Genomic DNA, 25082 nt, shown 5'->3' on the forward strand with positions numbered 1-25082 from the left:
ATCCAATTTCACTATATTAATATTCATGTATTAGGATAGGTGTTCCGATTATATAGTCAGTATTCCCTTTTTCGTCTTCTGTAATAGCGATTTGCATATTTTGTGCAGTATTATTTATCATGATTTTATTATCCCATAATGGTGTATACCCATATATGAATTTTTTAATGACATTCTTTTTATTTTCTATATTATCGAATTGTGTTTCTACTTCTTGAAGATTAAAATAGTTGATAATTCCATCCTCTAATGTACCATCTTCTATTATATCATCTTGATTGATTTTGAGCCACGAGAATATACTTTCTCTTCCAGAAAAATAGTTTCTATTTAGTGACTCTATAGTTTCCTGATAAATTTCCATTACATATTCATCCCAAAAATAGCCATCAAGGATTACGATTAATTCTGGGTGGCTTAGGTTATCTTTAGGTAAGAGAACTCGGTAGGATATCGAAAATATATCCTTTATTAGAGTAGCCTCAGTTTGATATTGTATAATATTTTCATCTTCGCTCATAGTGACTTTATAACTATTTTCCAGTTCACGAACAATATCGACTGCAGTATTTTTTTCTAGCTGCTCTTTTATAATGACTTGCCATTCTTCAATAGTCAACTTATTACTTATGGAAAAATTTGTCAGATCAATTAATTCGTCTGATGCCGTAGATTTTGCCATCGTATTGATTGGAAACAATAAAACTAGAACAATAAAAAGTATTCTCCACATAATACGTTCCCCCTAATTACTAATTATTTATAGTATGAACAGGGAAAACTATTAATATACTAAATACCTCTCGACAAGAACCTAGATTCTAATTACATAAGAGATTAGTAGAATATTGGTTAAAACAGAAATACTAATTGTCCTGACCATTGTAAAATATCCAGGAAAAATTTACTTACACCAGTTCCAATTACAATCGAAAGAAACAACAAAAAGATTCTTCCCTCTGTTGAGTGTCCCTTTCTAATAATTGGATCGAAATTCATGACAATGACTAAACGCCAAGTGATATAAATAAATATTAGGTGTGAGAATATACTTATCAATGCTGATTGTCCAATAGAAAACATCCATACCACCCTAGATAAAATAATTTAATAAATGTACAAGCAGATTTCATATTAATTGGTAGAACATGGTAATAATTTTATATTGCATAAGTGAAACTTAAATTATCAAGTTTTCTAAAGAAAAATGTAATTGTATAGCAAATTTTATATTTGTATATCTCATTTCCCGGGGAATATCGACACCGTCTTTGGGGAATGTTGTATGATGTAATTTGTTAAGAAGATGGATTCAATCACAAAGTAATACTTTGTACTTTATTGTCGTGATGGGTTTCTCTCAACAATATGCTTGATGTTTTTTACTTAACAAAAGCGTTACAACTGACGTTGCAACGCTTTTATTTCTGTAAATCCCTTAGAAAACTTGGTTGACTCCAAGTCGTAGATATACTTCTTAGTTAAGAAAGTGATTAATCTTTCTTAACTTACAAATTCTGAATAACGGTAGTTCTACTTGTCTCCGCTAATTTCCAATCGATTTATTGCTCGTTTGAGTGCTAATTCCGCCCGTAAGTAGTCAATATTGTCCTGTTTAGACTGTAAACGGCGTTCTGCCCGTGCTTTTGCTTCCTTTGCACGCCCGACATCTATTGAAGCTGGTTTTTCCGCAGATTGTGCAAGAATTGTTACCTTATTCGCACTTACCTCCATAATTCCGCCACTAACTGCAATGTGTCTTTCTTCACCATCGCGTTTCAAACGAACGGCAGAAATGGATAGAGGAGCAACTAATGGGATATGATCTGGTAAAATACCAATTTCGCCATTTTCTGCTTTACAGACAACCATTTCAAAATCGTCTTCCAAAACTGGACCACTAGGAGTAACAACACTCACTGTTAGAGTTTTCAGGTGTAACCCCTCCTATGACTCCCGAAAAAACGAGGCATGATCTTTTGGATCGATGCACTCATTTCCTCGATATGCCTTTTATTCCATTCCTTTTGCTTTTTCTATAACTTCTTCAATTCGTCCTACTAAACGGAACGCATCCTCAGGTAGGTCATCATGCTTACCTTCAAGAATTTCTTTAAATCCTTGTACAGTTTCTTGAACTGGCACATAAGAACCCTTTTGACCAGTAAACTGTTCAGCAACATGGAAGTTTTGTGATAGGAAGAATTGGATTCGGCGAGCACGAGCTACAACAAGCTTGTCTTCGTCTCCTAATTCATCCATACCTAAGATAGCAATAATATCTTGTAATTCACGGTAACGTTGAAGTGTTTGTTGTACCTCTGTAGCTACACGATAATGTTCTTCTCCAACAATTTCCGGATCAAGTGCACGTGATGTCGATGCTAGTGGATCCACTGCAGGATAGATACCTTGCTCTGAAAGCTTACGATCCAAGTTAGTTGTTGCATCTAAGTGTGCGAAAGTTGTCGCAGGTGCCGGGTCAGTATAGTCATCGGCAGGTACGTAAATCGCCTGAATCGATGTTACTGAACCTTTATCAGTTGATGTAATTCGCTCTTGTAACTGTCCCATTTCCGTTGCAAGTGTTGGTTGGTAACCTACTGCAGATGGCATACGACCAAGTAGTGCGGATACCTCTGAACCTGCTTGTGTAAATCGGAAAATGTTATCGATAAAGAGTAGTACGTCTTGTCCTTGTTCATCACGGAAATATTCAGCCATAGTAAGTCCAGTTAAAGCAACTCGCATACGTGCACCAGGTGGCTCGTTCATCTGGCCAAATACCATCGCAGTTTTTGTAATTACGCCAGAGTCCTTCATTTCATAATAAAGGTCATTTCCTTCACGTGTTCGCTCACCTACACCAGCAAACACTGAGATACCACCATGCTCTTGGGCAATATTATTAATTAATTCTTGAATTAGTACGGTTTTTCCAACACCCGCACCACCGAATAAACCGATTTTACCACCTTTAATATATGGTGCTAATAAATCAACTACTTTAATACCTGTTTCAAGAATTTCCGTATTTGTTGATAAGTTTTCGAACTTAGGAGCGTCACGGTGAATTGGATCTAGACGTACTCCTTCTGGAAGTGGTGCATCTAAATCAATTTTCTCACCTAAAACGTTAAATACTCGTCCTAATGTTACATCCCCAACTGGAACGGAGATTGGTCTGCCTAAGTTTTCTACAACTGCTCCACGCTTTAGACCATCTGTTGATGACATGGCAATCGTCCGCACATTACCATCGCCTAAATGTAGCGCTACTTCTAAAGTAAGTTGTGAACTTGCTGCTTCTGTTTCAATTTGTACGGTTAACGCATTATAAATTTCGGGCAATGCGTTATCGTCGAATCGAACGTCAACTACAGGTCCCATTACTTGTGTTACATGTCCCTTACTCATCGATTTCCCTCCTAGCTCTAATCTTTATCGGCGGTAGAAGCACGTCCAGCTCCAACGCCTACGCTTTTGCTCTGCTATTCAAGCGCTGCTACTCCACCACTTATTTCTGTTATTTCTTGTGTAATCGCCGCTTGACGTGCACGGTTATAGGTCAATGATAAGTCGTCGATAAGTTCTCCCGCATTATCAGTTGCACTACGCATCGCCGTCATACTAGCTGCATGCTCACTTGCTTTACCATCCAGTAATGCACCGAATATAAGACTTTCCGCATATTGCGGTAATAAAACTTGCAAGATTTCATCACGGCCTGGTTCGAATTCATAATCACTTGTTGTACTTCCATGCTCATGCAAATCCTCAATTGGCAACAATTTCTTCATTGTTGGCTCTTGAGAAATTGCACTTATGTAATGATTGTAAACAATGTTTAACTCATCAATCTCTTCATCGATAAACATTTGTACTGTTTCTTGTGCAATGTCTTTAATATCAGCAAATACTGGTTGATCAGCTACACCTAAAATGCTTTTAGAAACCGGTAAGTCGCGTTTTTTACAATATTCATATCCTTTTCGTCCCATCACAATGATCGTAAATTCATCCTTTGACCCGTGGCGTTCCGATATAGCTTGATTCAGTTTCTTTAGAATGTGGCTATTATATCCTCCGACCAATCCTTTATCAGAAGTGATGACAAGATATCCTGTCTTTTTAACTTCGCGCTTTCTTAACATAGGATGGGATACATCAATACTGGAATTCGCAATATTCGCGACAACTTCCTGGATTTTTTCGCTATATGGCACATAGCCCTTTGCATTCCGTTCAGCCCTGCTCATTTTCGATGCAGATACAAGCTCCATCGCGCCAGTAATTTGCTTTGTCTTTTTCGTTGAGTCGATTCGCGTTTTAATATCTCTTAGTGATGCCAAGCTTTTTCACCACACTTTCTAACTAGGTTAGAGGACAGAAATGGGGAATGGTAGCAATGAATTAAATCTCTTACGTTCCATTATTCCATCCTTTTCTGATCGCCTCTTTGTCCCTCATGTTTATCTATTTAGAACAATTCCCGTGATTTACGGGTGTCTATGCTTGCTGAATTAATTGCTTGTTGGCAAAAATGTATGTTTAAATGATTCGATTGCATCCTTCATTTCACTATCCTCTGGCAACTTACCAGTGTCTCGGATAGTAGCTAATAATTCAGGGCGATTCGAATCTAACCATGTATTCATTTCACTTTCAAAACGAAGGATATCTTCTACAGCAATATCATCTAAGAATCCTTTCGTTAATGCATATAGGATCATTACTTGTTTTTCAACAACTAATGGCTTATGCAATCCTTGTTTTAATACTTCTACTGTACGCTCTCCACGGTTTAGCTTCGCTTGTGTTGCTTTATCAAGGTCAGAGCCGAATTGTGAGAAAGATTCTAATTCACGATAAGAAGCAAGGTCTAGACGTAATGTACCAGCAACCTTCTTCATCGCCTTGATTTGCGCAGATCCACCTACACGGGATACAGATAATCCTGCGTTAATCGCTGGACGTACACCAGAGAAGAATAGATCAGACTGCAAGAAAATTTGTCCATCCGTAATTGAAATTACGTTCGTTGGAATATATGCTGCAATGTCTCCTGCTTGTGTTTCAACGAATGGCAATGCAGTTAATGAACCACCGCCTAATGCATCACTCAATTTAGCCGCACGTTCCAATAAACGTGAATGTAAGTAGAATACATCCCCTGGGAATGCTTCACGACCTGGAGGACGACGTAATAGTAAAGAAAGTTCACGATATGCAGTTGCTTGTTTTGATAAGTCATCATAAACAACAAGTACATGCTTGCCGTTATACATGAATTCCTCACCCATTGCTACACCAGCGTATGGAGCAAGGTATAATAATGGTGCAGGATCTGATGCACCAGCAGTTACAACGATAGTATAATCCAATGCGCCATATCTGCGTAATGTCTCAACGGTACCTCTTACTGTTGATTCCTTTTGGCCGATTGCTACATAGATACAAATCATGTCTTGATCTTTTTGGTTAATGATTGTATCGACCGCTACAGTCGTTTTCCCTGTTTGACGGTCACCGATGATTAACTCACGTTGACCTCTACCAATTGGTACAAGTGCGTCAATTGCTTTAATTCCAGTTTGTAATGGTTCATCAACTGATTTACGATCCATTACACCAGGTGCTTGTGCTTCGATTGGACGTGATTTGGTTGTTTCAATTGGTCCTCTGCCATCGATTGGTTGTCCAAGTGGGTTTACAACACGTCCTAGAAGTTCCTCACCAACTGGTACTTGCATGATACGTCCAGTACGACGAACTTCATCGCCTTCTCTAATCCCTGTGTATGGTCCTAAGATTACGATACCGACGTTATTTTCTTCAAGGTTTTGTGCCAGACCCATTACTCCATTGGAGAATTCTAATAGTTCACCAGCCATTGCATTATCGAGGCCATGTGCACGTGCAATACCATCCCCAACAGTTATAACTGTTCCAACATCACTTACTTCAATATCTGAATCATACGATTCAATTTGCTTTTTTATAAGTGTACTGATTTCTTCAGCATTAATGCTCATACCATTTCACCCCTTACATCATTAGTTCGCAGTCTTTAATTTCCGTTCGATGTTTTTTAACTTTCCGCTTAGGCTTCCATCATAAATCGTGTTGCCTACACGAATTTTAATGCCTCCAATTAAGGAAGAATCTATTTTATTATCAAACTTAACTGCAGTTTTATTTAATCGCTTCGCGAAGGATAGTTCTAATTCATATTTTTCATTTTCTGTTAATGCTCGTGTCGAATATACAGTCGCTTCCACCATTCCTTTTGCATTATTAACCAATAGAATAAATTCGTTGATAATAGTTGGAACAATCTCTATACGATGACGATCAATAAGTAATTTCAATGTATTTACAACATCTTTTTGCAGATTTGTAAAAGATTCAGCAATAAGCTCTTTCTTCTTCTCACTACTAACTGCAGGATGCAATAGAAATAATTTCAATTCCTTATTATCTTGAAATACGTCCCGAACTGCTGTGAATTCTGTTACAAGCTCTTCCAAATTATTCTTTTCGATACCAAGTTGAAAAAGTGCTTCTGCATAACGTTTTGCAACAACCGTTTCACTCATCGCTCTTCTCCTACCTCTTTAATATACTCATTGATTAATTTTTCTTGATCCCCAGCAGTAATTTCTTTTTCAATTACTTTACTTGCAATCAATACAGATAGTGAGGCAACTTGGGCTTGTAGTGCTTGGATTGCTTGCTCTTTTTCATTTTGAATATCTTTTTGTGCTTGTTCCTTGATGCGACTTGCTTCGAGACGTGCTGCTTCAATAATATCTTGTTCCTGCTTAAGTCCTGCGTTTTTCGCATCTTCAATCATTTTTTGCGCTTCTTGTCTTACTTGATTTAGTTGTTCTGCTGCTTGTTTCGAAGCGGCTTCAGCTTCTAAACGGTTCTTCTCAGCAGATTCTATTTCACTTGCGACATATTCCTCACGTTTTTGCATCGTGTTCATGAGGGGGCCCCAAGCAAATTTTTTCAATAACCAGAGTAATAGAAGGAAGAAGAATAATTGAGCTGCCATATCACCCAATCTAAATCCTCCAACTGCGCCTAGTGTTAAAAGGCCAACGTATGAATGCACAGACTCCACTCCTTTCATAGGTACTCATGTTAATCTATTAGATCAGTCATTAATTTCAATATGTTGTACAAAATGTTTTACATAAAGCAATGGCGAAGATTCGCATAAGATGAACCTCGCCACTCTTTTTTTATTTTACTTATTATTGGAATACAACCATAAATGCAATAACTGCTGCGATAATTGGAATCGCCTCTACTAGTGCTACCCCAATAAACATTGTTGTTTGAAGTGAACCTTTCAATTCTGGTTGACGCGCAATACCTTCCACTGTTTTACTAACGATCATCCCGTTACCTAGACCTGCACCTAATGCTGCTAGTCCAATTGCGATTGCTGCTGCTAAAGCTCCCATTTAATAATTCCTCCTTTTATTGTTAAACCTTTATATATGTTTTTATTAATGGTCTTTGCTCACTTTATGAGACATGTAAACCATTGTTAACATCGTAAATACAAATGCTTGAATACCACCGATAAATAAACTGAATCCTTGCCAAGCCAACATCGGAAGTGCCGCACCAAAGAATCCAAATACACTGGAAGTTGCAAGCCCTACAAGTAAACTTAGAAGAATTTCACCTGCATAAATATTACCAAATAACCGAAGACCCAATGTTAAAGTGTTGGTGAATTCCTCAATTATTTTAAATGGCAGCATTAATGGCACCGGGCTGACAAACGTTTTAAAATAACTCTTTGCGCCGTTGACCTTTATGCCATAGAAATGTGTTAACATGACGACCATTGCTGAAAGGGTTAGTGTTAGTGTCGCATCGGCGGTTGGTGATTTCCACCATAAATCATGTCCGACAACCCCAACTGTTATTACCCCAACAATGTTGCTGACAAATATGTAAAGAATTAATGTTAAACCAAGTGGTAAGAATACTTTACCTGTCTTCCAATCCATCGTATCGCCAATGATTCCTTTGACAAACTCAATTATCCATTCCATAAAGTTCTGCATCCCTGTTGGCTTCATTTGCAGCTTACGACTTGCCCATGTACAAAAGACAAAGACAATTAAAGTAACGACTGCCATCATGAATACGTTGGACAGGTTAAAATCAAGCCAAGAAATTCCAAACACATCTTCAACTATTGGATTTGTATGATTCAATTTTTCTCACCCCTTTACACTATTATTCTTAAGCATTTACTCCCACTTTCGTGTTAGCATTAATTACCTGATCGGTTGTTTCTGCCCGTAACCATGCGAAACAGAATATCTAGTCCCATAATTATATAGGAAGAGACAATCCCGATAACTACCGCAATGAAATGAAAGTTCTCCTCAAATCGAAGCGCAATTAAAACAGTTAATGCAACTGCAGCAAGTCTGGAGAATGTTCCTAGCCCTCCACGTACGGACCTACTTTCTGCAACTGCCTCCCCTAACGCCTTTGTTTTGTGCTGCAATAACCATAAATTATAAAAACTTACGATACTTCCTAATAGCAGACCTTGAAAAATGCGAGAATAGGGTGTAAAAGCAGCCCCAAGAACTAGAATTGCCAGAAGATAGAGCATCCACTTTCGTTGCCTCGTTACGATACTTCCATATTCGTACATCATTCACTCTACTCTCCTATATTCGGAACTTAGGCAGTGGTTCTAAGTTCACTAGAAAACTTGGTTGTTACTAGGTCATTAAGTAACAGCCATCGTCTGCACTGCAATGAGAAAATCTCATATTTCTAAAATCTGCTATTTCTGTTTAGAACTATCATATAATCCCTAGTAAAACAGCACAATAGATATACCCACTTCAGGAGCAAGAGAATAATACTACGTGTGGAGATGAAAATATTTGTAAAACAGACCTCAAATCCTATGTATAATAACCATTTTCTTATTATTACAATTGTCCTAATCTTCATATGAAAACCTTATCATCTCACACTAAGTAAGTTTACATTAGCATACCCTTATTTGTCAATGGATATTGGAGGTTAATTCCCCTTAATTTAACTTTCAATTGTCGTTAATATAAATTCAATCTATTTATAAAATTGTTGCAGTTCTTTACTAATAATTATTCACCATTTTTCCCAATACCATACCTCACCACTTGATTGGATAGTCGCCATGGCGATTTAATTTTTTATGCATAATTTTAGGTCAGTAAATAGCATACGTTTCGCTATTTACTGACCAACTGGCTATTTTTTCAATATAAATGAGATTTTGTCTAAAATATGACAATTTACATCTGCATTAGAACTGCGTCTTTGTCCTTTTATTCTATTGTTAAAGGCACCTCATGACTTTCATAATCTCCATCTTCTAAAATAACGGTGATTACTGCCACATAATTGCCTGGTTTACCGATCTCATCCTTCCTAATTTCTCCCGTATTCATCCCAACTTTTAATTCTTTTACTTCCAGCAAGTTACGATTGAATAAAAGGGAATCTGGAGTATATAGATCAACTTCTACTCGCTCTACTTGTTCTGTTAGATACAAATTGTATTGATAGGTTTCCTCAGAAAAGGGTTTTAATGAAAATTCGAATCCCATTGCTTTAGGATTGTCAGCAGATTGATTAATAAATAAGTATGGCAGCATATATGATTTATTGTCTTGGTTTAATGTCAGCCAGCCTTGATGAATTCCTTTATCCAATTGTGGGGTTGTGATTTGCAATTCAATCGGAAGGCTTTTTGTTTCGTGTTCTCTTACTGTAAAACGTTGCGGTAACTTCCATGTTAATCCTTTGTCCTTTTTCGGAATATCAAAGGTATATGTTTGTGTTTCATTTGTTGTATTCTCAATCTCTATTTCGAGAGTTTTTGACTCCTTATAGTCCTCAATTTGTCCAAAGGCCAATTGTGCACCATGAATGATTAGCGGTGTATTTATTGCATCAAGTGGTCGTATGCTCCCCATCCCTTGTTCAATTGGATCAACCAGCTTTCCTTCTTTAGCAATAGGTGCAGCTGTCGTTCGAATTGCATTAAATATTTGCTCGACTGTCCAGTCTGGATGCGCTTCTTTAATCAGCGCGATAACTCCAGTAACATGTGGTGCCGCCATACTTGTCCCTTGAAGTGCTTGATAGCCTCCAGGAACGGTACTCAATATATTGGTACCCGGTGCGAGTATATCCGGTTTTATATTCCAATTTATCGTAACCGGCCCGCGTGAGCTAAAGGGGGCAATCGTGCTTTCTGTTTCTTTGTATACAGTTTCAACGTAAGATGCCTTTTCTTCTAATTGCTTCATTAACCATTCACCGTCTTGTTTCGAAATAGCTGCAACCGGTATTGTTACGGCTCCCTCCCTGCTTTCGATCGAACCTTGAAAGACCTCCTCTTTATTGTTATAGATTAATGCGGCAACAGCACCATTTTCCTCTGAACTTTTTGCCATTTGATAAAAAGGAATATCTCCCCTTTTAAAGACTGCTATTTTTCCGTACATTTGCGCAGTTCCCAGCTGACCATCAACAATTGGATATGATTTTTCAAGATTCCAAGGAGAGGAGTCGATCATCTCTGTTAGGGGAATTTCTTTATTTGAAATTGCCTCAAAGAGAAAGGGAACCAGCTGCGGATTTGTTAATGCACCTACAGACAAGGCTTTCTCTGCTGTAGCTGGCGCACCAACTGTCCAATTATTTGGACCACTATTACCATTGGCAATGACAACTGGTATCCCGAGCTCGATTGCCCGATTTACTGCGACACTCGTTGGATAATCCGGTCCATTTACAGAATTTCCAAGCGATAAGTTAATCACATCCACCCCATCTTTCACCGCTTGTTCCATTGCCGCAATAACTTGGACTGAAGTACCTGCCCCACCTGGTCCTAGTGCACGGTATGCAAAAATTTCTGCGTCTGGTGCTACCCCTTTCAAATTCCCATTAGCTGCAATAATCCCTGCCACGTGAGAGCCGTGAAGTGTTGGGATGCCTTCGCTCGGTATAGTTTCCATCGGGTCTTTATCAAGGTCTACTAAATCATATCCAGATTGGTAATTTTTCTGCAGGTCTTCATGATTATAGTCGATACCTGTATCGATAACACCAACCTTCACTCCCTTTCCCGTATACTTTGTCGTATTTAAATCGGAAGGGAGAACAAGATTTTTTAACGATTCATTTGGACTTTTAATTATTTGAGACTGGGTTTTATAGGTTTGCACTTGATGAATTGCTTTAATAAAGGTCAAAGATTCCATTCTCGCTAATTTATCTGCTGATCCTTTTAATGCGAGTCCGTTAAATAATTTTTCATACGTAGCGATTACTTCAACAAATGGATGATACTGTTCGATGTATTCCTTATGTTCCTTTGGGTCTCCTTCTACTTCGATAATAACTGACTCAAGGGGCCTGGATGCTTGGACTGACATTGGAAAATAGATGAAAATAATTGCAAGACATATTGTTAAAAAGATGAAGTTACGCATATGAAATTGCCCCTTTTTACTGCTTAGTTTTCAGCTGAGCGGGGAAAATATACATTCTAAATTTGTATGTTACGGTGTTGGTTTCGCCAGGCTTGACTCAGATTCGGATTACTCTCCTCATTTTTCAGTTTGAAGTTTCGAGTCTTCCTTTTGTTGCATTTCATAGTTATAATGCGCAGAAACTCCCAGCCCTCCTTCATTTATCATGTTGGCAATTCTTTCTTTGTATTCATACAAATCATAATCGCTTTGTTTCTTTTGATTCGTTGGCATTATATCTCCTCCTCCCTATAGCTCTTACTATTACCATATTCAGCTGATGGGAGGATGATGATTAGTTAGAGAAGGAAGCTAAAAGGGCTGTTACCAATAGGATAACAGCCCTTCTTTAAATTACTTATTAAAATACTCGACAATCGCATCCGCAATTCTTCGGGATGCTTCACCATCACCGTATGGATTCGATGCTTTTGCCATTTTATCATGTACAGCTTTGTCTGAAAGGAGTTCATTTGCAACATTGTAAATTGTATCCTCGTCAGTACCAACTAATTTCAGTGTTCCTGCGTCAATTCCTTCTGGTCGTTCCGTTGTATCACGAAGTACAAGTACTGGAACTCCTAGTGATGGAGCCTCTTCTTGTACACCACCGGAATCCGTTAAGATTAGGTATGCATGTGCAGCGAAATTATGGAAGTCAACTACATCTAGTGGATCGATTAATTGAATTCGATCATCATTTCCTAAAATCTCATTCGCTGTTTCTTGGACAACTGGATTTAAGTGAACAGGATAGACAACTTTGATATCGTCATGTGTTTCCACCAACCGTTTAATCGCACGAAACATTTGCTGCATATTACTGCCAAGGTTTTCACGCCTGTGTGCTGTCATCAATACAAGTCGCTTATCACCAAGTTCATCAATTATTGGACTTGAATAATCCTTATTAACCGTCGTCTTCAGCGCATCAATTGCCGTATTTCCTGTAATGTAAATACGGTCTTCTGGTTTATTTTCATCTAAAAGATTTTGCTTTGATTTTTCTGTCGGTGAAAAGTGTAAGTCAGCCATTACACCTGTAAGCTGGCGGTTCATCTCCTCAGGAAATGGAGAGTATTTATTCCATGTGCGAAGACCTGCTTCCACGTGACCGACTGCAATTTGATTATAGTAAGCTGCAAGTGAGCCTGCGAAAGTCGTACTCGTGTCCCCATGCACAAGGACGATATCGGGTTGCACCTTCTTCATCACTTCATCAAGACCTTCTAATGCACGAGTTGTGATTTGCGCTAATGTTTGCTGCTTCTTCATGATATTTAAATCATAGTCAGGTGTAATGCCAAATATATCAAGTACTTGATCAAGCATCTCCCGATGTTGTGCGGTTACCGTTACAATCGACTCAAATTCATCAGAGCGTTTGTTTAATTCTAAAACAAGTGGCGCCATTTTAATCGCTTCTGGTCTTGTTCCAAAGATAGTCATTACTTTAATACGTTTCGCCATTTTAATTTCTCACTCCAAGTTCCTTTATTAGTGGAGCCCTTCGTAAAAATACTTCCCAAAAGCCTTTCAAGAAAAACTCGGGAAGTGCCAGGCACCCTATTTTGTTCCGAATAAACGGTCTCCTGCGTCACCTAATCCTGGGACGATATAACCTTCTTCATTAAGTTTCTCATCCATTGCTGCTAGATAGATATCTACATCTGGATGTTCTTTTTTAATTACTTCGACGCCTTCTGGAGCTGCAACTAAACACATCAATCGAATATGTTGTGCACCGCGCTTTTTAAGTGAATGGATTGCGTCATTTGCTGAACCACCAGTAGCAAGCATTGGATCAATAACAATTAATTCACGCTCAGAAATATCAGATGGTAATTTAATATAATATTCAACAGGTTTCAATGTTTCCGGATCACGATACAGACCAACATGTCCAACTTTTGCAGCTGGAATCAGCTTCCGAACGCCATCAACCATGCCAAGTCCTGCACGCAGAATCGGAACTAAACCAATTTTCTTACCTGCTAAAACCTTTGTGCTTGTACTAGTTACTGGAGTATCGATCTCTACCTCTTTTACTGGTAAATCTCTCGTAATCTCAAATGCCATTAACATTGCTACTTCATCTACTAGTTCACGAAATTCTTTTGTTCCTGTGTTTTTATCTCTAATAAACGTTAATTTATGTTGAATTAACGGATGATCTAATACAAAAACATTACCCATTCACCGTTCACTCCTTCAAATAATGATATCCTTAAAATTGTACTGAAAATAAGAGTAGCTTTCAAGTAATCTGAGAAAATTGTCGAAAAGAAAATATAAAAGGGACTTTCCAACAGGAAAGTCCCTTTTATTTTAAGCTAATTGCCCATATAAAACAAATTTACTAGTTAATGCTTGTACACGTTCTTTGGCTTCACTTTGTATTGTTTCATCCTCGGGGTTTTTCAATGACAGGGCGATAATCAATGCTATCTCCTTCATCTCTTCTGCTCCAAATCCACGTGTGGTGACAGCCGCCGTTCCAATACGAATGCCACTTGTTACAAATGGACTCTCGGTATCGAATGGAATTGTATTTTTATTCGTTGTAATGCCAATATCATCAAGTACTTTCTCTGCTACTTTACCTGTCAAACCTAGTGTTGTTACATCAACAAGCAATAAATGATTATCCGTTCCACCTGAAACAATTCTTAATCCTTCTTCCGTTAAAGCATCACTCAGTGCCTTCGCATTTTCAATAATATTATTAACGTATGTGTTGAATTCAGGTGATAAAGCTTCTTTAAATGCTACTGCCTTAGCTGCAATGATATGCATCAGTGGGCCACCTTGGATTCCTGGAAATACAGATTTATCGATTTGTTTTGCATATTTTTCTTTGCACATAATGATTCCGCCACGTGGGCCTCTTAATGTTTTATGTGTCGTCGTAGTAACAAAATCAGCATACTCAACTGGGTTTTGATGGTAGCCAGCTGCAACTAATCCAGCGATATGTGCCATATCTACCATGAAGAGCGCATCAACCTCATCTGCAATTTCCTTTATTCTAGCAAAATCAATCGCACGAGAGTATGCAGATGCACCAGCAACAATAAGTTTTGGCTTCACTTCTTTTGCCTTCTCTAATACAACATCATAATCAATCTGTTCTGTTTCTTTATCTACTCCATAATCTACAAAGTTATATTGCTTCCCGCTAAAGTTCACAGGGCTTCCATGAGTCAAATGTCCACCGTGATTTAGATTCATACCTAAAACCGTATCTCCTTGCTCTAGAACTGTAAAATAAACTGCCATATTTGCTTGCGCACCAGAATGGGGCTGAACATTAACATGTTCCGCACCAAATAATTGCTTCGCACGATCCCTAGCTAAATTCTCTACAACATCGACATGCTCACAACCGCCATAATATCTTCTTCCAGGGTAGCCTTCAGCATACTTATTTGTCAGTACAGAACCCATAGCTTCCATGACTGCTTCAGAAACAAAATTTTCCGACGCAATTAGTTCAATATTATCCTGCTGACGTTTTTTTTCTGCTTGAATTGCTGCAAATACTTCCGGATCTGATTGTTTTACATATTCCATTTGAATTCCCCCTATGCAGATTATAAATAGAACTACTATAGTATCATTGTAGCCTTTTCCTCATTAAATTGAAACCTAAATAACAGATTATTCTAAGAAGTCCTGATTACTAATAAATTTTCATTGCTATTTCATGTTCTTTTCTCTTGTATTTTCGTAATTCGCTCGTTTACCACCAATTAGTTTTGGCCTGCTAAATGCACCAGTTACTCTCGCTTCACCAATCGTCCGTTGCGTAAAGCGTAATGGTACAGCAACATGCTTCATATGCATCCCAATCATTGTTTCTCCAATATCGATTCCAGCACTGGCTTGAATATATTCAACAACAACAGGGTCCTCCATGTGTTTGTATGCGTATGATGCCATCGAACCGCCAGCTGTTGGGACTGGAACGGCAGATACTTCTTCAAGGCGATAGACCTGCATTGTTTCTCTTTCTACGACAAGGGAGCGATTTAAATGCTCACAGCATTGAAAAGCAAGATGAACATTTTTAGTTTGCTTTAGCCTTTTCATAGCAGAAAAGATGCTGCTTGCAACTGCTTCACTACCAGAAGTCCCGATATGCTTACCAATTACCTCACTTGTTGAGCAGCCAATCACAAATACTTCATCAAGATGCAGATGATTGCTTTCTAGCCATTCATTAGCTACTGCCTCAATATCATGCTTTATATTTTGAATTATATTTTCCACTACTTACACCTCATCATTTTTAAATGACCAAGTCCCCAGTGACTTGGTCATCCATTCTTATTATCCTTCGTAGTTCGCAATTTTTCCAAGACGATTCGCATGACGACCGGCTTCAAATTCTGTTTCTAGCCATGTTTTTGCAATTTCTCTTGCCAATCCGGGTCCAATCACACGCTCACCCATTGTAATAACATTTGTATTATTATGCTGACGAGTTAACTTTGCGCTATAAATATCATGTACAACTGTTGCTCGGATTCCATTTACTTTATTTGCAGCTATTGACATACCGATGCCTGTTCCACAAATAAAAATACCACGATCAAATTCACCCTTTGCTACTCGCTCTGCAGCTGGCAGAGCGTAATCCGGATAATCGACAGAGGTTTCACAGGTACAGCCAGTGTCCTCGTATTCGATATCCATTTCTTCCAATAAATTCTTTAATTCATTTCTTAATGTCATCCCTGCATGATCTCCAGTAATAATTACCTTCATGTTTTTTCCTCCTCTTTCGTATGTCATTGCTGCTCATCTTAAAAATCACATTAATCCATGGTAAATTTATTGATTTGTTGATTTAGTTTTTCTGCTTGCTTTTCAATTTCTAATGCTAATTCATCTACTTGCTCAATGGTTGATATTTGTTCCTGGATTGAGGCATTTACTTCCTCCGCTCCTGCAGATGTTTCCTCGGCAATTGCTGCAACCTCTTGCGACTGTCTTACTGTATCTTGGATGGATTCAATTTGCTGATTAACCAACATCGTAATACTGTCAATTTCTGTTGCAACATCAATTACAGATCCTGACATTTTTTCAAAGGCAAGGTTCGTTTCTTTTCCATTTTCAGATTCATTCCTTGCATATACAACGTTTTCGTTAATTTTCACTACAACACGATTGACATCCTCTTGAATCGCTTTTATTAAATCATCAATCCTTTGTACAGCCTGTGCACTCTGGTCTGCTAACTTGCGAACTTCTTCCGCTACAACTGCGAAGCCTCGTCCATGTTCGCCCGCTCTTGCAGCTTCTATTGAAGCATTTAATGCGAGCAGATTGGTTTGTTCTGCAATCTCTCCGACCATCGTAATAATGGACTCGACCTGCAATGTATTTTGTTTCAAATGAGCGACATCTTGTAAGGAATGCTCTTGTTCTTCGGCTAGTTTCTGAATGCCTTCCACTAATTGATTGACTACTTTTCTACTTGTATTTAATGTGTCCAGCATTTGTGTGGACTTATCCTTTGATTGCCCAGCTTTCTCTTGTACTTTGATTGCAAGTCCAGTCGCCACTTCCACTGCTTCTGCAGTATGTTGAATTGCTTCTGATGAACTTTCTGCACCACGAGAAATTTCATCAATTGACGTACCAATAACATGAGAATGCTGTGTTGCTTTATGTGAAGCCGCCTTCATCTTTATTGCAGCCTCATTTGTACTGGAAAAGTGAGTATCAATGTTATGTACAACCGTATTCAAATTCTTTAACATCATATCAAAAGCAATTGACAATGCACGAATCTCATCTTCAGACTCAGGTATATCCACTACCTGATTTAAATTCCCATTTGCTGCATCTGATGCTACTTTTTCTAACTTAGTTAATGGTTTTGTAATAACGCTGGAAGCAAAATAGGAAAGAATTCCAGACCAGATAATCCCTAAAACCAGGACAATAACGGTGTACCATTCAAATGGTATATTTACAAAATCTTGAATATATTCGAAAAGCAAATAAAGAAAAAGTGCACTCGTACCATATGTAATAATTGCTAGTACAGTTGTAAAACAGACTAACTTCAATCGCAAACTAAAACGATAGCTATCCTTCATCTCCAAGCCTCCATACTACCTATCTATCTTCTTTATAAGCAACCCAATATATGCATCCAGCTCCTTGAAGGTTTCTTCATAAATTGCTAGATTTCCACCAAAGGGATCCGGTATATCATAATTAATGAGAGTCGATTCCAGTCTGCGAATGTGCCCAATATCTTCTCGCAAATGTTCCTCAAGTAATTCATCCAAATGAATATAATTGTGTTTCAGTTGATTCTCTTGTATAAATAAAGAGCGTTTTTCCTCAAGATCTGCATAGGATTTTTTCAATTCCTGCCATACTCTCTTATCTGCTTCTGAAATGAATTCCTTTAGCGTATAATACTTTTCTTGAAACTCAGGAAAATCGATAATTAATGATTGTTTGTGCCTTGTTGTCATTGTTAAGACAACATCCGCCCAGTCTAACAACCGGTCTGTCACAGGTTGCGATAGATGATCCATTTTAATTCCATTTCGCGCTAATACTTCGATTGTATTGGGATTAGCTTGTTGATTTCCTCCTGCAAAGATTCCTGCAGATTGTACTTCGGCTTCTGGCATTCTATCCTTCAGAATCGCCTCTGCCATTGGGCTCCGGCATGTATTTCCCGTGCAAATAAATAGTATTTTCATAGCGAGCCTCCAACGGAAATTTATATAATAAATATACCATAATACCTAAATGATTAACAGATGTAATCATACACGAAGGTTGAGTATGAGAGGAAGTAAAGCGTGGACAATCGAGGATAATGGGTGATTAACTTAACAGCAGCATGAGTCCAAATCCAAATAAGATACTCCCTCCTAAGATTTCGCTGTATTTCCCTAAAAATCCATGGACCTTTCTTCCTAAAAGCATTCCAATCCAGGAGAGCATCATGCTAGATACACTAAATAAAATTAGAGCCAATAACGTTTTTACTCCTGATATGCCTAGACTAAGACCAATCGAAAAACTATCCAAACTAACCGTAAAAGCAACAATAAGAAGGCCAAGCCCAAATGGATGGATCAGCTTCTTGGCTTCGTGATTAAAAGCAGAAAATATCATCTGTGCACCTATCCCGATTAATAAAAGACTTGCTGCTATAGTCGTCATATTCCCAATTTGTCCCGAGATTACTTTTCCTAACAAGATGCCAATAAAGGGCATCAAAAGATGAAAAATACCAATTGTAAAACCAATAAGTGCAATTCGTTTAAGTCGCAATTCTTGCATTCCCATAGCGAGACTTAATGAAAATGCATCCATACCCAATGCTACGGCCATAAATATCAATGCGATAAGTTCACGAACAAAATATTCCGACATAGATTCTCCCTCCAGGACATGCTTTTTTACTATATGCATGTCCTGGAAGGAATATGAAAGATAACGTCATTGTTAACTATTCGGATTCACTAGCACTTTAATAGCCTAGTTCTCCATATACTTAGATGCAGCTTTCTTCAAACGATTCATTACCGCTTGACCTATCCCAACCTCACTGAATGCTTCACAGACGATAAGGTCAACATCACTTGATTTATACTTGCGTAATGCATCATATAAATGGGCAGCAATTTCATTCATATTATCCCCAAGCGAAAATATCTCTTCTGCTCGCAATTGTTTTGCAGTACTAGCACTTGCTAATACAGCTATCTTCACTCCATTCGCCTGCTCCTTGTCGATCACTTGCTGTATTTCAAGAGATGTACCTTGAACTAACCATAATGGAACCTCTGGGGAATAATGTCTATATTTCATTCCAGGTGCTTTCGGCCGCTCCGTTGCACTGACTAAAGCGGGATCTACATTAATATCGCCAACTACAGATTGCAGCTGCTCAACAGTAATACCACCTGGCCTGAGAATCGTTGGGATTGCTTCAGTACAATCAATAACTGTTGATTCAACACCAACACCTGTTGCTCCACCATCGAGGATTCCCGCTATTTTACCTTGTAAGTCTTCAAAAACATGATAAGCTGTTGTTGGACTCGGTTTTCCTGAAATATTCGCACTTGGTGCAGCAATTGGGATATCACAGTTTCTTAGTAAGGCTTGTGCAACCGGATGATCAGGAATCCTAACACCGATTGTGGATAATCCTGCTGTAACGTTTTCCGCACACACTCCATTACTCGGTAATACGTAAGTGATCGGTCCAGGTGAAAATGTATCGATTAATTTTTTTACGTAAGGCTGGATGTTATCCACAAGCTTTGTTAACTGTTCCAATGTCGCAACATGAGCAATTAATGGATTATCCTGTGGACGCCCTTTTGCCTCGAATATTTTTAAAACTGCTGCCGAATTCGTTGCATCTGCCCCTAGTCCATACACTGTTTCTGTTGGAAAGGCTACTGTTTGCCCTTGCTTCAACAATGCCGCAGCTTGATTTATTGCTTGACTATTATAATCTTCATCATCTTGTATAATCCATTTTAATGTATCTACCATCATCGGTCCCTCTTTTCTCTTTACTATTTTAGAGGATAACAATGATTTACGCAAAATGTTGATAATTAGGTAAAACGGAAAAAATCCTATGAATAGTTATCCACAGGATTTTTCTTGTGATAAAAGGACTTATTCGAGAAATGTAATTATTATGCACAAAATCAATGGAATACTAACAGTTTTTTCACAAGTTATCAACATACCCCTGTTGACAATGTGCATAAGTGAACGTTTTCACCAATTAATAACGGAAGTGTTCTTAATTAAGAAACATTGTAAGACCACCAATTCCCTTTAGTTATTGGGTGGTTATCCACAAAATTCGTATTATTTTGTCGATTGAATTGTAATGCATCTAGCAAAATATCCACTACAGGTTGATGACTGTGTACATAAACACTTTTTGCGCGTTTCTCTCTTGCCATTAGTAAAATTGCCTCAAGCAGAAAAGGTAATTTATTCGCTGCCGATTTTGTAATATAAAGCTGTTTTAACCAATAAACTTCATTTTCCACTGGTTCTAACGAAAAACAGCCTTCAATCACAGATTGATTTTCAACAACATAACCTGATTTTAATAAAGTTTCTCTATCTATACTTTCATTTTGCTTAAAAAACTTCTCCAACTGCGTTTCATCTGCTTGAAGTGCCGGAATAATATTCATCTTGCACACCTCTCCTCGTATTGTTAATAGAATGAAAGAACGGCTTTCTTTTCCTTTCTATCATCTTATGTAAATACTAGAGAAACTATGACCAGCCGAACCATTCAAATAGAAAGAATTTCACTTCTGGTTCCTCTTCTTCAGTTAATTCTTCATTTTCTTCCTCCAGCTCTGTACTCTCCGCATCTGCAGCAGATGCAACATTAGCACCAAATGAAAAATCTAGAAAGCATAGTGGTGGGAATAATACACACCACCAATTCGCGCCATTTCCCTCGCCAATTGTGATTAAAATCGCCTCATATTCACCAGCTGGATATAAATAAGTTCCATATAATTTCGTTGGGAAGGCTATGTTTTCACCATATTCAACTGTAAATTCATTTTCCGTTCCTTCTTCTTTAATTACTTCTGCAACAATTTCATTTATTTCCGGCAGCTGGGCTTCAATTAATGTCCGGGCTTCTTCAATGTCTGTGATATCCTTTACCCATTCACTAATTTCCCGATTCACACGATCGCGTACATGTCGTTTGACTTCCTGATCACGTTCATTATCACTATTTGCCAAAATTCGCAGGCGAATTGCTTCGTCTGGAATCTGTTGATAATTATATTCTAAATCTGTAGTTTGACTCGCACCTTTCGTAGGAAACATGGTAAATATTAAAATAAAAATAAATGCAAAAAATACTAGTTTCTTCATCGTTTCATTCCCCTCTCCTTCTGATAGCCTCAGTATGGACAGTGAAAATGGATTCTAAACTAGTATTCTAGTAATTTTATTTTAGATTACAATTGCTCACTAGCTTACCGCTCCAAAAATACACTTCGCGCACCTTAGGAGGGCTGGAGAGCCTCCTTGTGCTGCTGCACTTCGAAGTCTCATCTAGGCCCTTCCTCTCGCAGGAGTCTTCGTGTATTTCCTACGCTGGGGTGATGCGAAATCTTTAATCTTTCTAAATTAAAGTGGCATATGTACCAAATATGGCCCTCGATTGGAACTGCGGACGGATACTCCCCGAAAATAAAGATTGATTTTCTCCGTTGGCGATGTTACTCTTCCGAAAACTTCTTTCTGGGGAATATTAAGGGCTTAGCCGCATTGGGAATCAACAGCTCAGAATTTCATGGAGAATTTGGGAATGAATAATATAAGCTGGCTTACAATTTGGCAGCTATAATTCTATCCTTCCCATTGATATCTTGAATTGTTTGAACTTTACTCGTTGGAAAAGTATGTTCGATTATTGAACTTACCGATTCCGCTTGGGTATAACCGATTTCAAATGCTAAGGTTGTATTCTGCTTCACTGCTAGCTGTGCCTGATTGATGATTTGTTTGTATGCGGCTAAGCCATTCTCATCAGCAAATAATGCTAGGTCTGGGTCGAAGTTTTGTACGGTATCAGATAGCTTTTCTGTTTTTGCAATATAAGGGGGATTTGAAACGATCATATCTGCTTGAATTCCCTCATCAATAATTGGCTGCAAGAAGTTTCCTTCAAGAAAGTGAATCTTCGCGTTTAATCGTTCCGCATTCTCCATTGCAACATGGAGTGCATCTGGAGATATATCTGTTGCATACACTGTGGCATGCGGGAGTTCTAAGGCGAGTGAGATTGCAATTGCTCCACTGCCAGTTCCAACATCAACGATTGTAAGGGCTTGTCCGTCATAGTCACGCTCTGTGGCGTTTATTAAATATTGTACAAGCTCCTCTGTTTCCGGTCTTGGGATGAGCACATTCTGATTGACAAGAAACTTTCTGCCATAAAAACTTTCTACTCCTGTAAGGTGTTGGACCGGTATGCCCGTTTCTGCATGCTTTTTAATATCTTCCTTAAACTTTGCAATAATCGAATCTGCAACCGAATCCTGCATCATCATATAAAACTCAGGTCTCGAAACCTCTAAATAATGTTGGAGCAAGATTTCGGCAACTCTCGGTTCACGGTCATGCTTCTCTAAAAAAAGAGAAGCCCATTTTAGGACTTCATATTGTTTATTTTCCATATTATTCACCAATATGCTCTAGCTTTTCCATTTGTTCTGCAGATTGTAATGCTTCGATAAATTCATCTAACTTCCCTTGAAGAATTTGGTCAAGCTTCTGAATTGTTAAGCCAATTCGGTGATCGGTAACACGGTTTTGCGGGAAATTGTACGTGCGGATTCGTTCCGAGCGATCTCCTGTACCAACTGCAGATTTACGAGTTTCATCTAATTCTGCCTGTGCTTCTTGCTGGAACTTATCATAAATCCTTGCTCTTAGTACTTTCATTGCTTTTTCTTTATTTTTGATCTGTGATTTTTCATCTTGAATTGAAACTACAATCCCTGTTGGCTCATGTGTTAAACGAACTGCAGACATTGTTGTATTTACACTTTGCCCACCAGGTCCACTAGATGCAAATGTATCAACACGGATATCCTTTTCATGTACTTCAACTTCCACATCTTCTGCTTCAGGTAAAACAGCTACCGTTGCCGTAGAAGTATGAATACGACCGCCAGATTCTGTTTCTGGTACACGTTGTACACGATGTGCTCCATTTTCATATTTCAGCTTCGAATATGCACCATTTCCGTTGATCATAAAGATTATTTCTTTATAGCCACCAACACCAGTTGTATGAGCTTCCATCATTTCCGTTTTCCAGCCCTGATTCTCTGCATAACGAGAATACATTCTGTACAGATCCCCAGCAAATAATGCCGCTTCATCTCCACCAGCTGCGCCGCGAATTTCCATAAATACGTTTTTATCGTCATTTGGATCTTTTGGCAGAAGTAATATCTTCATCTTTTCTTCCAAATCCATTTTTGACTGGGTTAGCTCAGCGATTTCTGCTTTGACCATCTCTTGCATATCAGCGTCTTGTTCATCCCCAAGCATTTCCTTCGCATCCGTTAACTGGGAGTCAACATCTTTATATTCACGAAAGGCTTGAACCGCATCTGCCAATCCTGATTGTTCCTTCGAATATTCACGTAGTTTATTCGTATTACTTATTACTTCTGGATCACTTAATAATTCGTTTAATTTATTATAACGATCTTCTAATGATTGTAAACGGTCTAACATCACGAACACCTCTTTCTGATTAACAGTATCATTATAGTATACTCAAAGGATGCGGTCAAAATTTATTTAGTATGTGCTGAAGATTAAAAAAGAGCACCAATCAGGCGCTCTAATCAGATACTTTGGATAGCTTTTGTAATAGTTGAATACTCGGTTTATTAGGTACTTCATGATGATGACGGCATCTTGGCTCGTAGGATTCCGATGCACCGACCAAAATAACGGAATCATCATAGGATGCTGGTTTTCCGTTGATTAGGCGCTGTGTTCTATTTGCAGGAGCGCCACAAACTGGGCAAATCGCACTTAATTTTGTTACAGACTCACTGATTGCCATTAGCTTAGGAACTGGTCCAAATGGCTCCCCACGGAAATCCATATCAAGACCTGCTACAACAACGCGAATTCCTCGATTTGCTAGTACATCGGCAATATCAACAATACTATCATCAAAAAACTGCACCTCATCAATTGCAATGAAATCCACTGTTTTATCAATATGATTAAGCACTTCTTCCGAGCTGTTAATCGGTATCGCCAATGTTGATGTTCCATTATGGGAAACGACAGATTTTTCTTCATAACGATTGTCAATTGCTGGTTTAAATACACGCATCGTTAGATTCGCATAAGCAGCACGGCGAACGCGACGAATCAATTCCTCTGATTTTCCAGAAAACATACTGCCACAAATTACTTCAACCCAGCCGCTTTGCTTCATTACATACATTTACAAGAATCCCTCACTTTAGCGTTGTATAAAAAAGTTATGTATGTTGTTTAGTTTACCACTAAATACAACATATTAACTTGTAATTCGTCAATTTTAAAAAGTAAAAAACAGGCAAAATATAGACATTTTGCCTGTTCTCCTAGTAAAATATGTCGGATACTTCACTTTTATTATGCAGCTACAACTATTATAAGTTGTTTCAGCTTTTTATTTAAGATTATATTTCTTCTTGAATCGGTCAACACGGCCGCCGACTTTATCAGCTTTTTGTTTACCAGTATAGAACGGATGAGAATCAGAGCTAATTTCAACTCGGATTAATGGGTATGTGTTGCCATCTTCCCATTCGATTGTTTCACTAGATCCTCTAGTTGATCCACTCAAAAATTTGAAGTCTGAGCTAGTATCAAGAAATACTACTTTTTGGTATTCTGGATGAATATCCTTTTTCATCATCTTCTACTCCT

28 protein-coding genes are annotated in these 25082 nt (G+C 38.3%); all 28 read right to left on the reverse strand.

All coding sequences use genetic code 11. The features are described from left to right. Window positions 1-16 precede the first annotated feature (16 nt). The gene (locus CUC15_RS17520) at window positions 17-733 is read right to left on the reverse strand and encodes a YwmB family TATA-box binding protein (RefSeq protein WP_114917903.1); all 717 of its coding nucleotides are present in this window, start codon (window positions 731-733) and stop codon (window positions 17-19) included. 119 nt (window positions 734-852) lie between these two features. Then, window positions 853-1083 carry a DUF1146 family protein gene (locus tag CUC15_RS17525; protein WP_114917904.1) on the reverse strand — a complete coding sequence of 77 codons (231 nt, stop codon included), beginning with the start codon at window positions 1081-1083 and terminating at the stop codon, window positions 853-855. A gap of 450 nt (window positions 1084-1533) precedes the next feature. Then, on the reverse strand, window positions 1534-1935 hold the full coding sequence (locus CUC15_RS17530) for a F0F1 ATP synthase subunit epsilon (RefSeq protein WP_114917905.1): 402 nt from the start codon (window positions 1933-1935) through the stop codon (window positions 1534-1536). Between the two features lie 78 nt (window positions 1936-2013). Beyond that, entirely contained in the window at window positions 2014-3417 is a 1404-nt protein-coding gene (gene atpD / locus CUC15_RS17535; RefSeq protein ID WP_114917906.1) for a F0F1 ATP synthase subunit beta, read from the reverse strand. Between the two features lie 74 nt (window positions 3418-3491). Beyond that, window positions 3492-4352: an ATP synthase F1 subunit gamma gene (gene atpG / locus CUC15_RS17540; RefSeq protein ID WP_114917907.1), complete on the reverse strand. Its 861-nt coding sequence runs from the start codon at window positions 4350-4352 to the stop codon at window positions 3492-3494. Between the two features lie 171 nt (window positions 4353-4523). Then, window positions 4524-6035 carry a F0F1 ATP synthase subunit alpha gene (atpA, locus tag CUC15_RS17545; RefSeq protein WP_114917908.1) on the reverse strand — a complete coding sequence of 504 codons (1512 nt, stop codon included), beginning with the start codon at window positions 6033-6035 and terminating at the stop codon, window positions 4524-4526. A 21-nt stretch (window positions 6036-6056) separates the two neighbouring features. Continuing rightward, window positions 6057-6599, reverse strand: coding sequence for a F0F1 ATP synthase subunit delta (locus CUC15_RS17550; RefSeq protein ID WP_114917909.1), 543 nt, complete (start codon window positions 6597-6599; stop codon window positions 6057-6059). Then, entirely contained in the window at window positions 6596-7120 is a 525-nt protein-coding gene (gene atpF, locus CUC15_RS17555) for a F0F1 ATP synthase subunit B (RefSeq protein WP_114917910.1), read from the reverse strand. Before atpF ends, CUC15_RS17550 begins: the two co-directional genes overlap by 4 nt. A gap of 142 nt (window positions 7121-7262) precedes the next feature. After that, the gene (gene atpE, locus CUC15_RS17560; protein WP_114917911.1) at window positions 7263-7475 is read right to left on the reverse strand and encodes a F0F1 ATP synthase subunit C; all 213 of its coding nucleotides are present in this window, start codon (window positions 7473-7475) and stop codon (window positions 7263-7265) included. Window positions 7476-7520: 45 nt separating this feature from the next. Beyond that, the gene (atpB, locus tag CUC15_RS17565) at window positions 7521-8243 is read right to left on the reverse strand and encodes a F0F1 ATP synthase subunit A (RefSeq protein WP_114917912.1); all 723 of its coding nucleotides are present in this window, start codon (window positions 8241-8243) and stop codon (window positions 7521-7523) included. Window positions 8244-8302: 59 nt separating this feature from the next. Next, complete coding sequence (locus CUC15_RS17570) at window positions 8303-8698, reverse strand: ATP synthase subunit I (protein WP_114917913.1); 396 nt, start codon at window positions 8696-8698, stop codon at window positions 8303-8305. A gap of 664 nt (window positions 8699-9362) precedes the next feature. Further along, window positions 9363-11540 carry a S8 family serine peptidase gene (locus CUC15_RS17575; protein WP_114917914.1) on the reverse strand — a complete coding sequence of 726 codons (2178 nt, stop codon included), beginning with the start codon at window positions 11538-11540 and terminating at the stop codon, window positions 9363-9365. A gap of 117 nt (window positions 11541-11657) precedes the next feature. Further along, a complete protein-coding gene (locus CUC15_RS20170; protein ID WP_162800356.1) occupies window positions 11658-11813 on the reverse strand; it encodes a hypothetical protein in 156 nt (51 codons plus the stop codon). A gap of 120 nt (window positions 11814-11933) precedes the next feature. Continuing rightward, window positions 11934-13049 carry a non-hydrolyzing UDP-N-acetylglucosamine 2-epimerase gene (wecB, locus tag CUC15_RS17580; protein WP_114917915.1) on the reverse strand — a complete coding sequence of 372 codons (1116 nt, stop codon included), beginning with the start codon at window positions 13047-13049 and terminating at the stop codon, window positions 11934-11936. A gap of 96 nt (window positions 13050-13145) precedes the next feature. Further along, on the reverse strand, window positions 13146-13775 hold the full coding sequence (upp, locus tag CUC15_RS17585; RefSeq protein ID WP_114917916.1) for a uracil phosphoribosyltransferase: 630 nt from the start codon (window positions 13773-13775) through the stop codon (window positions 13146-13148). Window positions 13776-13907: 132 nt separating this feature from the next. Beyond that, window positions 13908-15152, reverse strand: a complete 1245-nt coding sequence (locus CUC15_RS17590; protein WP_114917917.1) for a serine hydroxymethyltransferase — start codon at window positions 15150-15152, stop codon at window positions 13908-13910. A 126-nt stretch (window positions 15153-15278) separates the two neighbouring features. Then, window positions 15279-15851: a TIGR01440 family protein gene (locus CUC15_RS17595; protein WP_114917918.1), complete on the reverse strand. Its 573-nt coding sequence runs from the start codon at window positions 15849-15851 to the stop codon at window positions 15279-15281. 60 nt (window positions 15852-15911) lie between these two features. After that, entirely contained in the window at window positions 15912-16349 is a 438-nt protein-coding gene (rpiB, locus tag CUC15_RS17600) for a ribose 5-phosphate isomerase B (RefSeq protein WP_114917919.1), read from the reverse strand. 50 nt (window positions 16350-16399) lie between these two features. Then, on the reverse strand, window positions 16400-17692 hold the full coding sequence (locus tag CUC15_RS17605) for a methyl-accepting chemotaxis protein (RefSeq protein ID WP_114917920.1): 1293 nt from the start codon (window positions 17690-17692) through the stop codon (window positions 16400-16402). Between the two features lie 15 nt (window positions 17693-17707). Next, window positions 17708-18313 (reverse strand): low molecular weight protein arginine phosphatase, encoded by a 606-nt coding sequence (locus CUC15_RS17610; protein ID WP_114917921.1) that lies wholly within the window; start codon window positions 18311-18313, stop codon window positions 17708-17710. 127 nt (window positions 18314-18440) lie between these two features. Next, complete coding sequence (locus tag CUC15_RS17615) at window positions 18441-18995, reverse strand: manganese efflux pump MntP (protein WP_114917922.1); 555 nt, start codon at window positions 18993-18995, stop codon at window positions 18441-18443. Window positions 18996-19100: 105 nt separating this feature from the next. Beyond that, window positions 19101-20129: an L-threonylcarbamoyladenylate synthase gene (locus CUC15_RS17620; protein WP_114917923.1), complete on the reverse strand. Its 1029-nt coding sequence runs from the start codon at window positions 20127-20129 to the stop codon at window positions 19101-19103. A 263-nt stretch (window positions 20130-20392) separates the two neighbouring features. Continuing rightward, a complete protein-coding gene (locus CUC15_RS17625; protein WP_114917924.1) occupies window positions 20393-20794 on the reverse strand; it encodes a GNAT family N-acetyltransferase in 402 nt (133 codons plus the stop codon). Window positions 20795-20879: 85 nt separating this feature from the next. Continuing rightward, window positions 20880-21500 carry a stage II sporulation protein R gene (spoIIR, locus tag CUC15_RS17630; protein ID WP_114917925.1) on the reverse strand — a complete coding sequence of 207 codons (621 nt, stop codon included), beginning with the start codon at window positions 21498-21500 and terminating at the stop codon, window positions 20880-20882. Between the two features lie 458 nt (window positions 21501-21958). Continuing rightward, window positions 21959-22810, reverse strand: a complete 852-nt coding sequence (gene prmC / locus CUC15_RS17635) for a peptide chain release factor N(5)-glutamine methyltransferase (RefSeq protein ID WP_114917926.1) — start codon at window positions 22808-22810, stop codon at window positions 21959-21961. Window position 22811: 1 nt separating this feature from the next. Then, window positions 22812-23882: a peptide chain release factor 1 gene (gene prfA, locus CUC15_RS17640; RefSeq protein ID WP_114917927.1), complete on the reverse strand. Its 1071-nt coding sequence runs from the start codon at window positions 23880-23882 to the stop codon at window positions 22812-22814. A 109-nt stretch (window positions 23883-23991) separates the two neighbouring features. Further along, complete coding sequence (locus tag CUC15_RS17645) at window positions 23992-24612, reverse strand: thymidine kinase (protein WP_114917928.1); 621 nt, start codon at window positions 24610-24612, stop codon at window positions 23992-23994. A gap of 210 nt (window positions 24613-24822) precedes the next feature. Next, on the reverse strand, window positions 24823-25068 hold the full coding sequence (locus CUC15_RS17650; protein ID WP_114917929.1) for a type B 50S ribosomal protein L31: 246 nt from the start codon (window positions 25066-25068) through the stop codon (window positions 24823-24825). Window positions 25069-25082 lie beyond the last annotated feature (14 nt).

Source organism: Oceanobacillus zhaokaii (assembly GCF_003352005.1).
In the GTDB taxonomy this organism is placed as follows: domain Bacteria; phylum Bacillota; class Bacilli; order Bacillales; family Amphibacillaceae; genus Oceanobacillus; species Oceanobacillus zhaokaii.

Excerpts from the sequence above, each read along its gene's own strand:
- CUC15_RS17520 (WP_114917903.1), bottom strand. The coding sequence starts at position 733 with ATGTGGAGAATACTTTTTATTGTTCTAGTTTTATTGTTTCCAATCAAT.
- CUC15_RS17525 (WP_114917904.1), bottom strand. The coding sequence starts at position 1,083 with ATGTTTTCTATTGGACAATCAGCATTGATAAGTATATTCTCACACCTA.
- atpD (WP_114917906.1), bottom strand. The coding sequence starts at position 3,417 with ATGAGTAAGGGACATGTAACACAAGTAATGGGACCTGTAGTTGACGTT.
- atpA (WP_114917908.1), bottom strand. The coding sequence starts at position 6,035 with ATGAGCATTAATGCTGAAGAAATCAGTACACTTATAAAAAAGCAAATT.
- CUC15_RS17550 (WP_114917909.1), bottom strand. The coding sequence starts at position 6,599 with ATGAGTGAAACGGTTGTTGCAAAACGTTATGCAGAAGCACTTTTTCAA.
- atpE (WP_114917911.1), bottom strand. The coding sequence starts at position 7,475 with ATGGGAGCTTTAGCAGCAGCAATCGCAATTGGACTAGCAGCATTAGGT.
- CUC15_RS17570 (WP_114917913.1), bottom strand. The coding sequence starts at position 8,698 with ATGATGTACGAATATGGAAGTATCGTAACGAGGCAACGAAAGTGGATG.
- CUC15_RS17575 (WP_114917914.1), bottom strand. The coding sequence starts at position 11,540 with ATGCGTAACTTCATCTTTTTAACAATATGTCTTGCAATTATTTTCATC.
- CUC15_RS20170 (WP_162800356.1), bottom strand. The coding sequence starts at position 11,813 with ATGCCAACGAATCAAAAGAAACAAAGCGATTATGATTTGTATGAATAC.
- wecB (WP_114917915.1), bottom strand. The coding sequence starts at position 13,049 with ATGGCGAAACGTATTAAAGTAATGACTATCTTTGGAACAAGACCAGAA.
- upp (WP_114917916.1), bottom strand. The coding sequence starts at position 13,775 with ATGGGTAATGTTTTTGTATTAGATCATCCGTTAATTCAACATAAATTA.
- CUC15_RS17590 (WP_114917917.1), bottom strand. The coding sequence starts at position 15,152 with ATGGAATATGTAAAACAATCAGATCCGGAAGTATTTGCAGCAATTCAA.
- rpiB (WP_114917919.1), bottom strand. The coding sequence starts at position 16,349 with ATGAAGGTAATTATTACTGGAGATCATGCAGGGATGACATTAAGAAAT.
- CUC15_RS17605 (WP_114917920.1), bottom strand. The coding sequence starts at position 17,692 with ATGAAGGATAGCTATCGTTTTAGTTTGCGATTGAAGTTAGTCTGTTTT.
- CUC15_RS17610 (WP_114917921.1), bottom strand. The coding sequence starts at position 18,313 with ATGAAAATACTATTTATTTGCACGGGAAATACATGCCGGAGCCCAATG.
- CUC15_RS17615 (WP_114917922.1), bottom strand. The coding sequence starts at position 18,995 with ATGTCGGAATATTTTGTTCGTGAACTTATCGCATTGATATTTATGGCC.
- CUC15_RS17620 (WP_114917923.1), bottom strand. The coding sequence starts at position 20,129 with ATGGTAGATACATTAAAATGGATTATACAAGATGATGAAGATTATAAT.
- CUC15_RS17625 (WP_114917924.1), bottom strand. The coding sequence starts at position 20,794 with ATGAATATTATTCCGGCACTTCAAGCAGATGAAACGCAGTTGGAGAAG.
- spoIIR (WP_114917925.1), bottom strand. The coding sequence starts at position 21,500 with ATGAAGAAACTAGTATTTTTTGCATTTATTTTTATTTTAATATTTACC.
- prmC (WP_114917926.1), bottom strand. The coding sequence starts at position 22,810 with ATGGAAAATAAACAATATGAAGTCCTAAAATGGGCTTCTCTTTTTTTA.
- prfA (WP_114917927.1), bottom strand. The coding sequence starts at position 23,882 with ATGTTAGACCGTTTACAATCATTAGAAGATCGTTATAATAAATTAAAC.
- CUC15_RS17645 (WP_114917928.1), bottom strand. The coding sequence starts at position 24,612 with ATGTATGTAATGAAGCAAAGCGGCTGGGTTGAAGTAATTTGTGGCAGT.
- CUC15_RS17650 (WP_114917929.1), bottom strand. The coding sequence starts at position 25,068 with ATGAAAAAGGATATTCATCCAGAATACCAAAAAGTAGTATTTCTTGAT.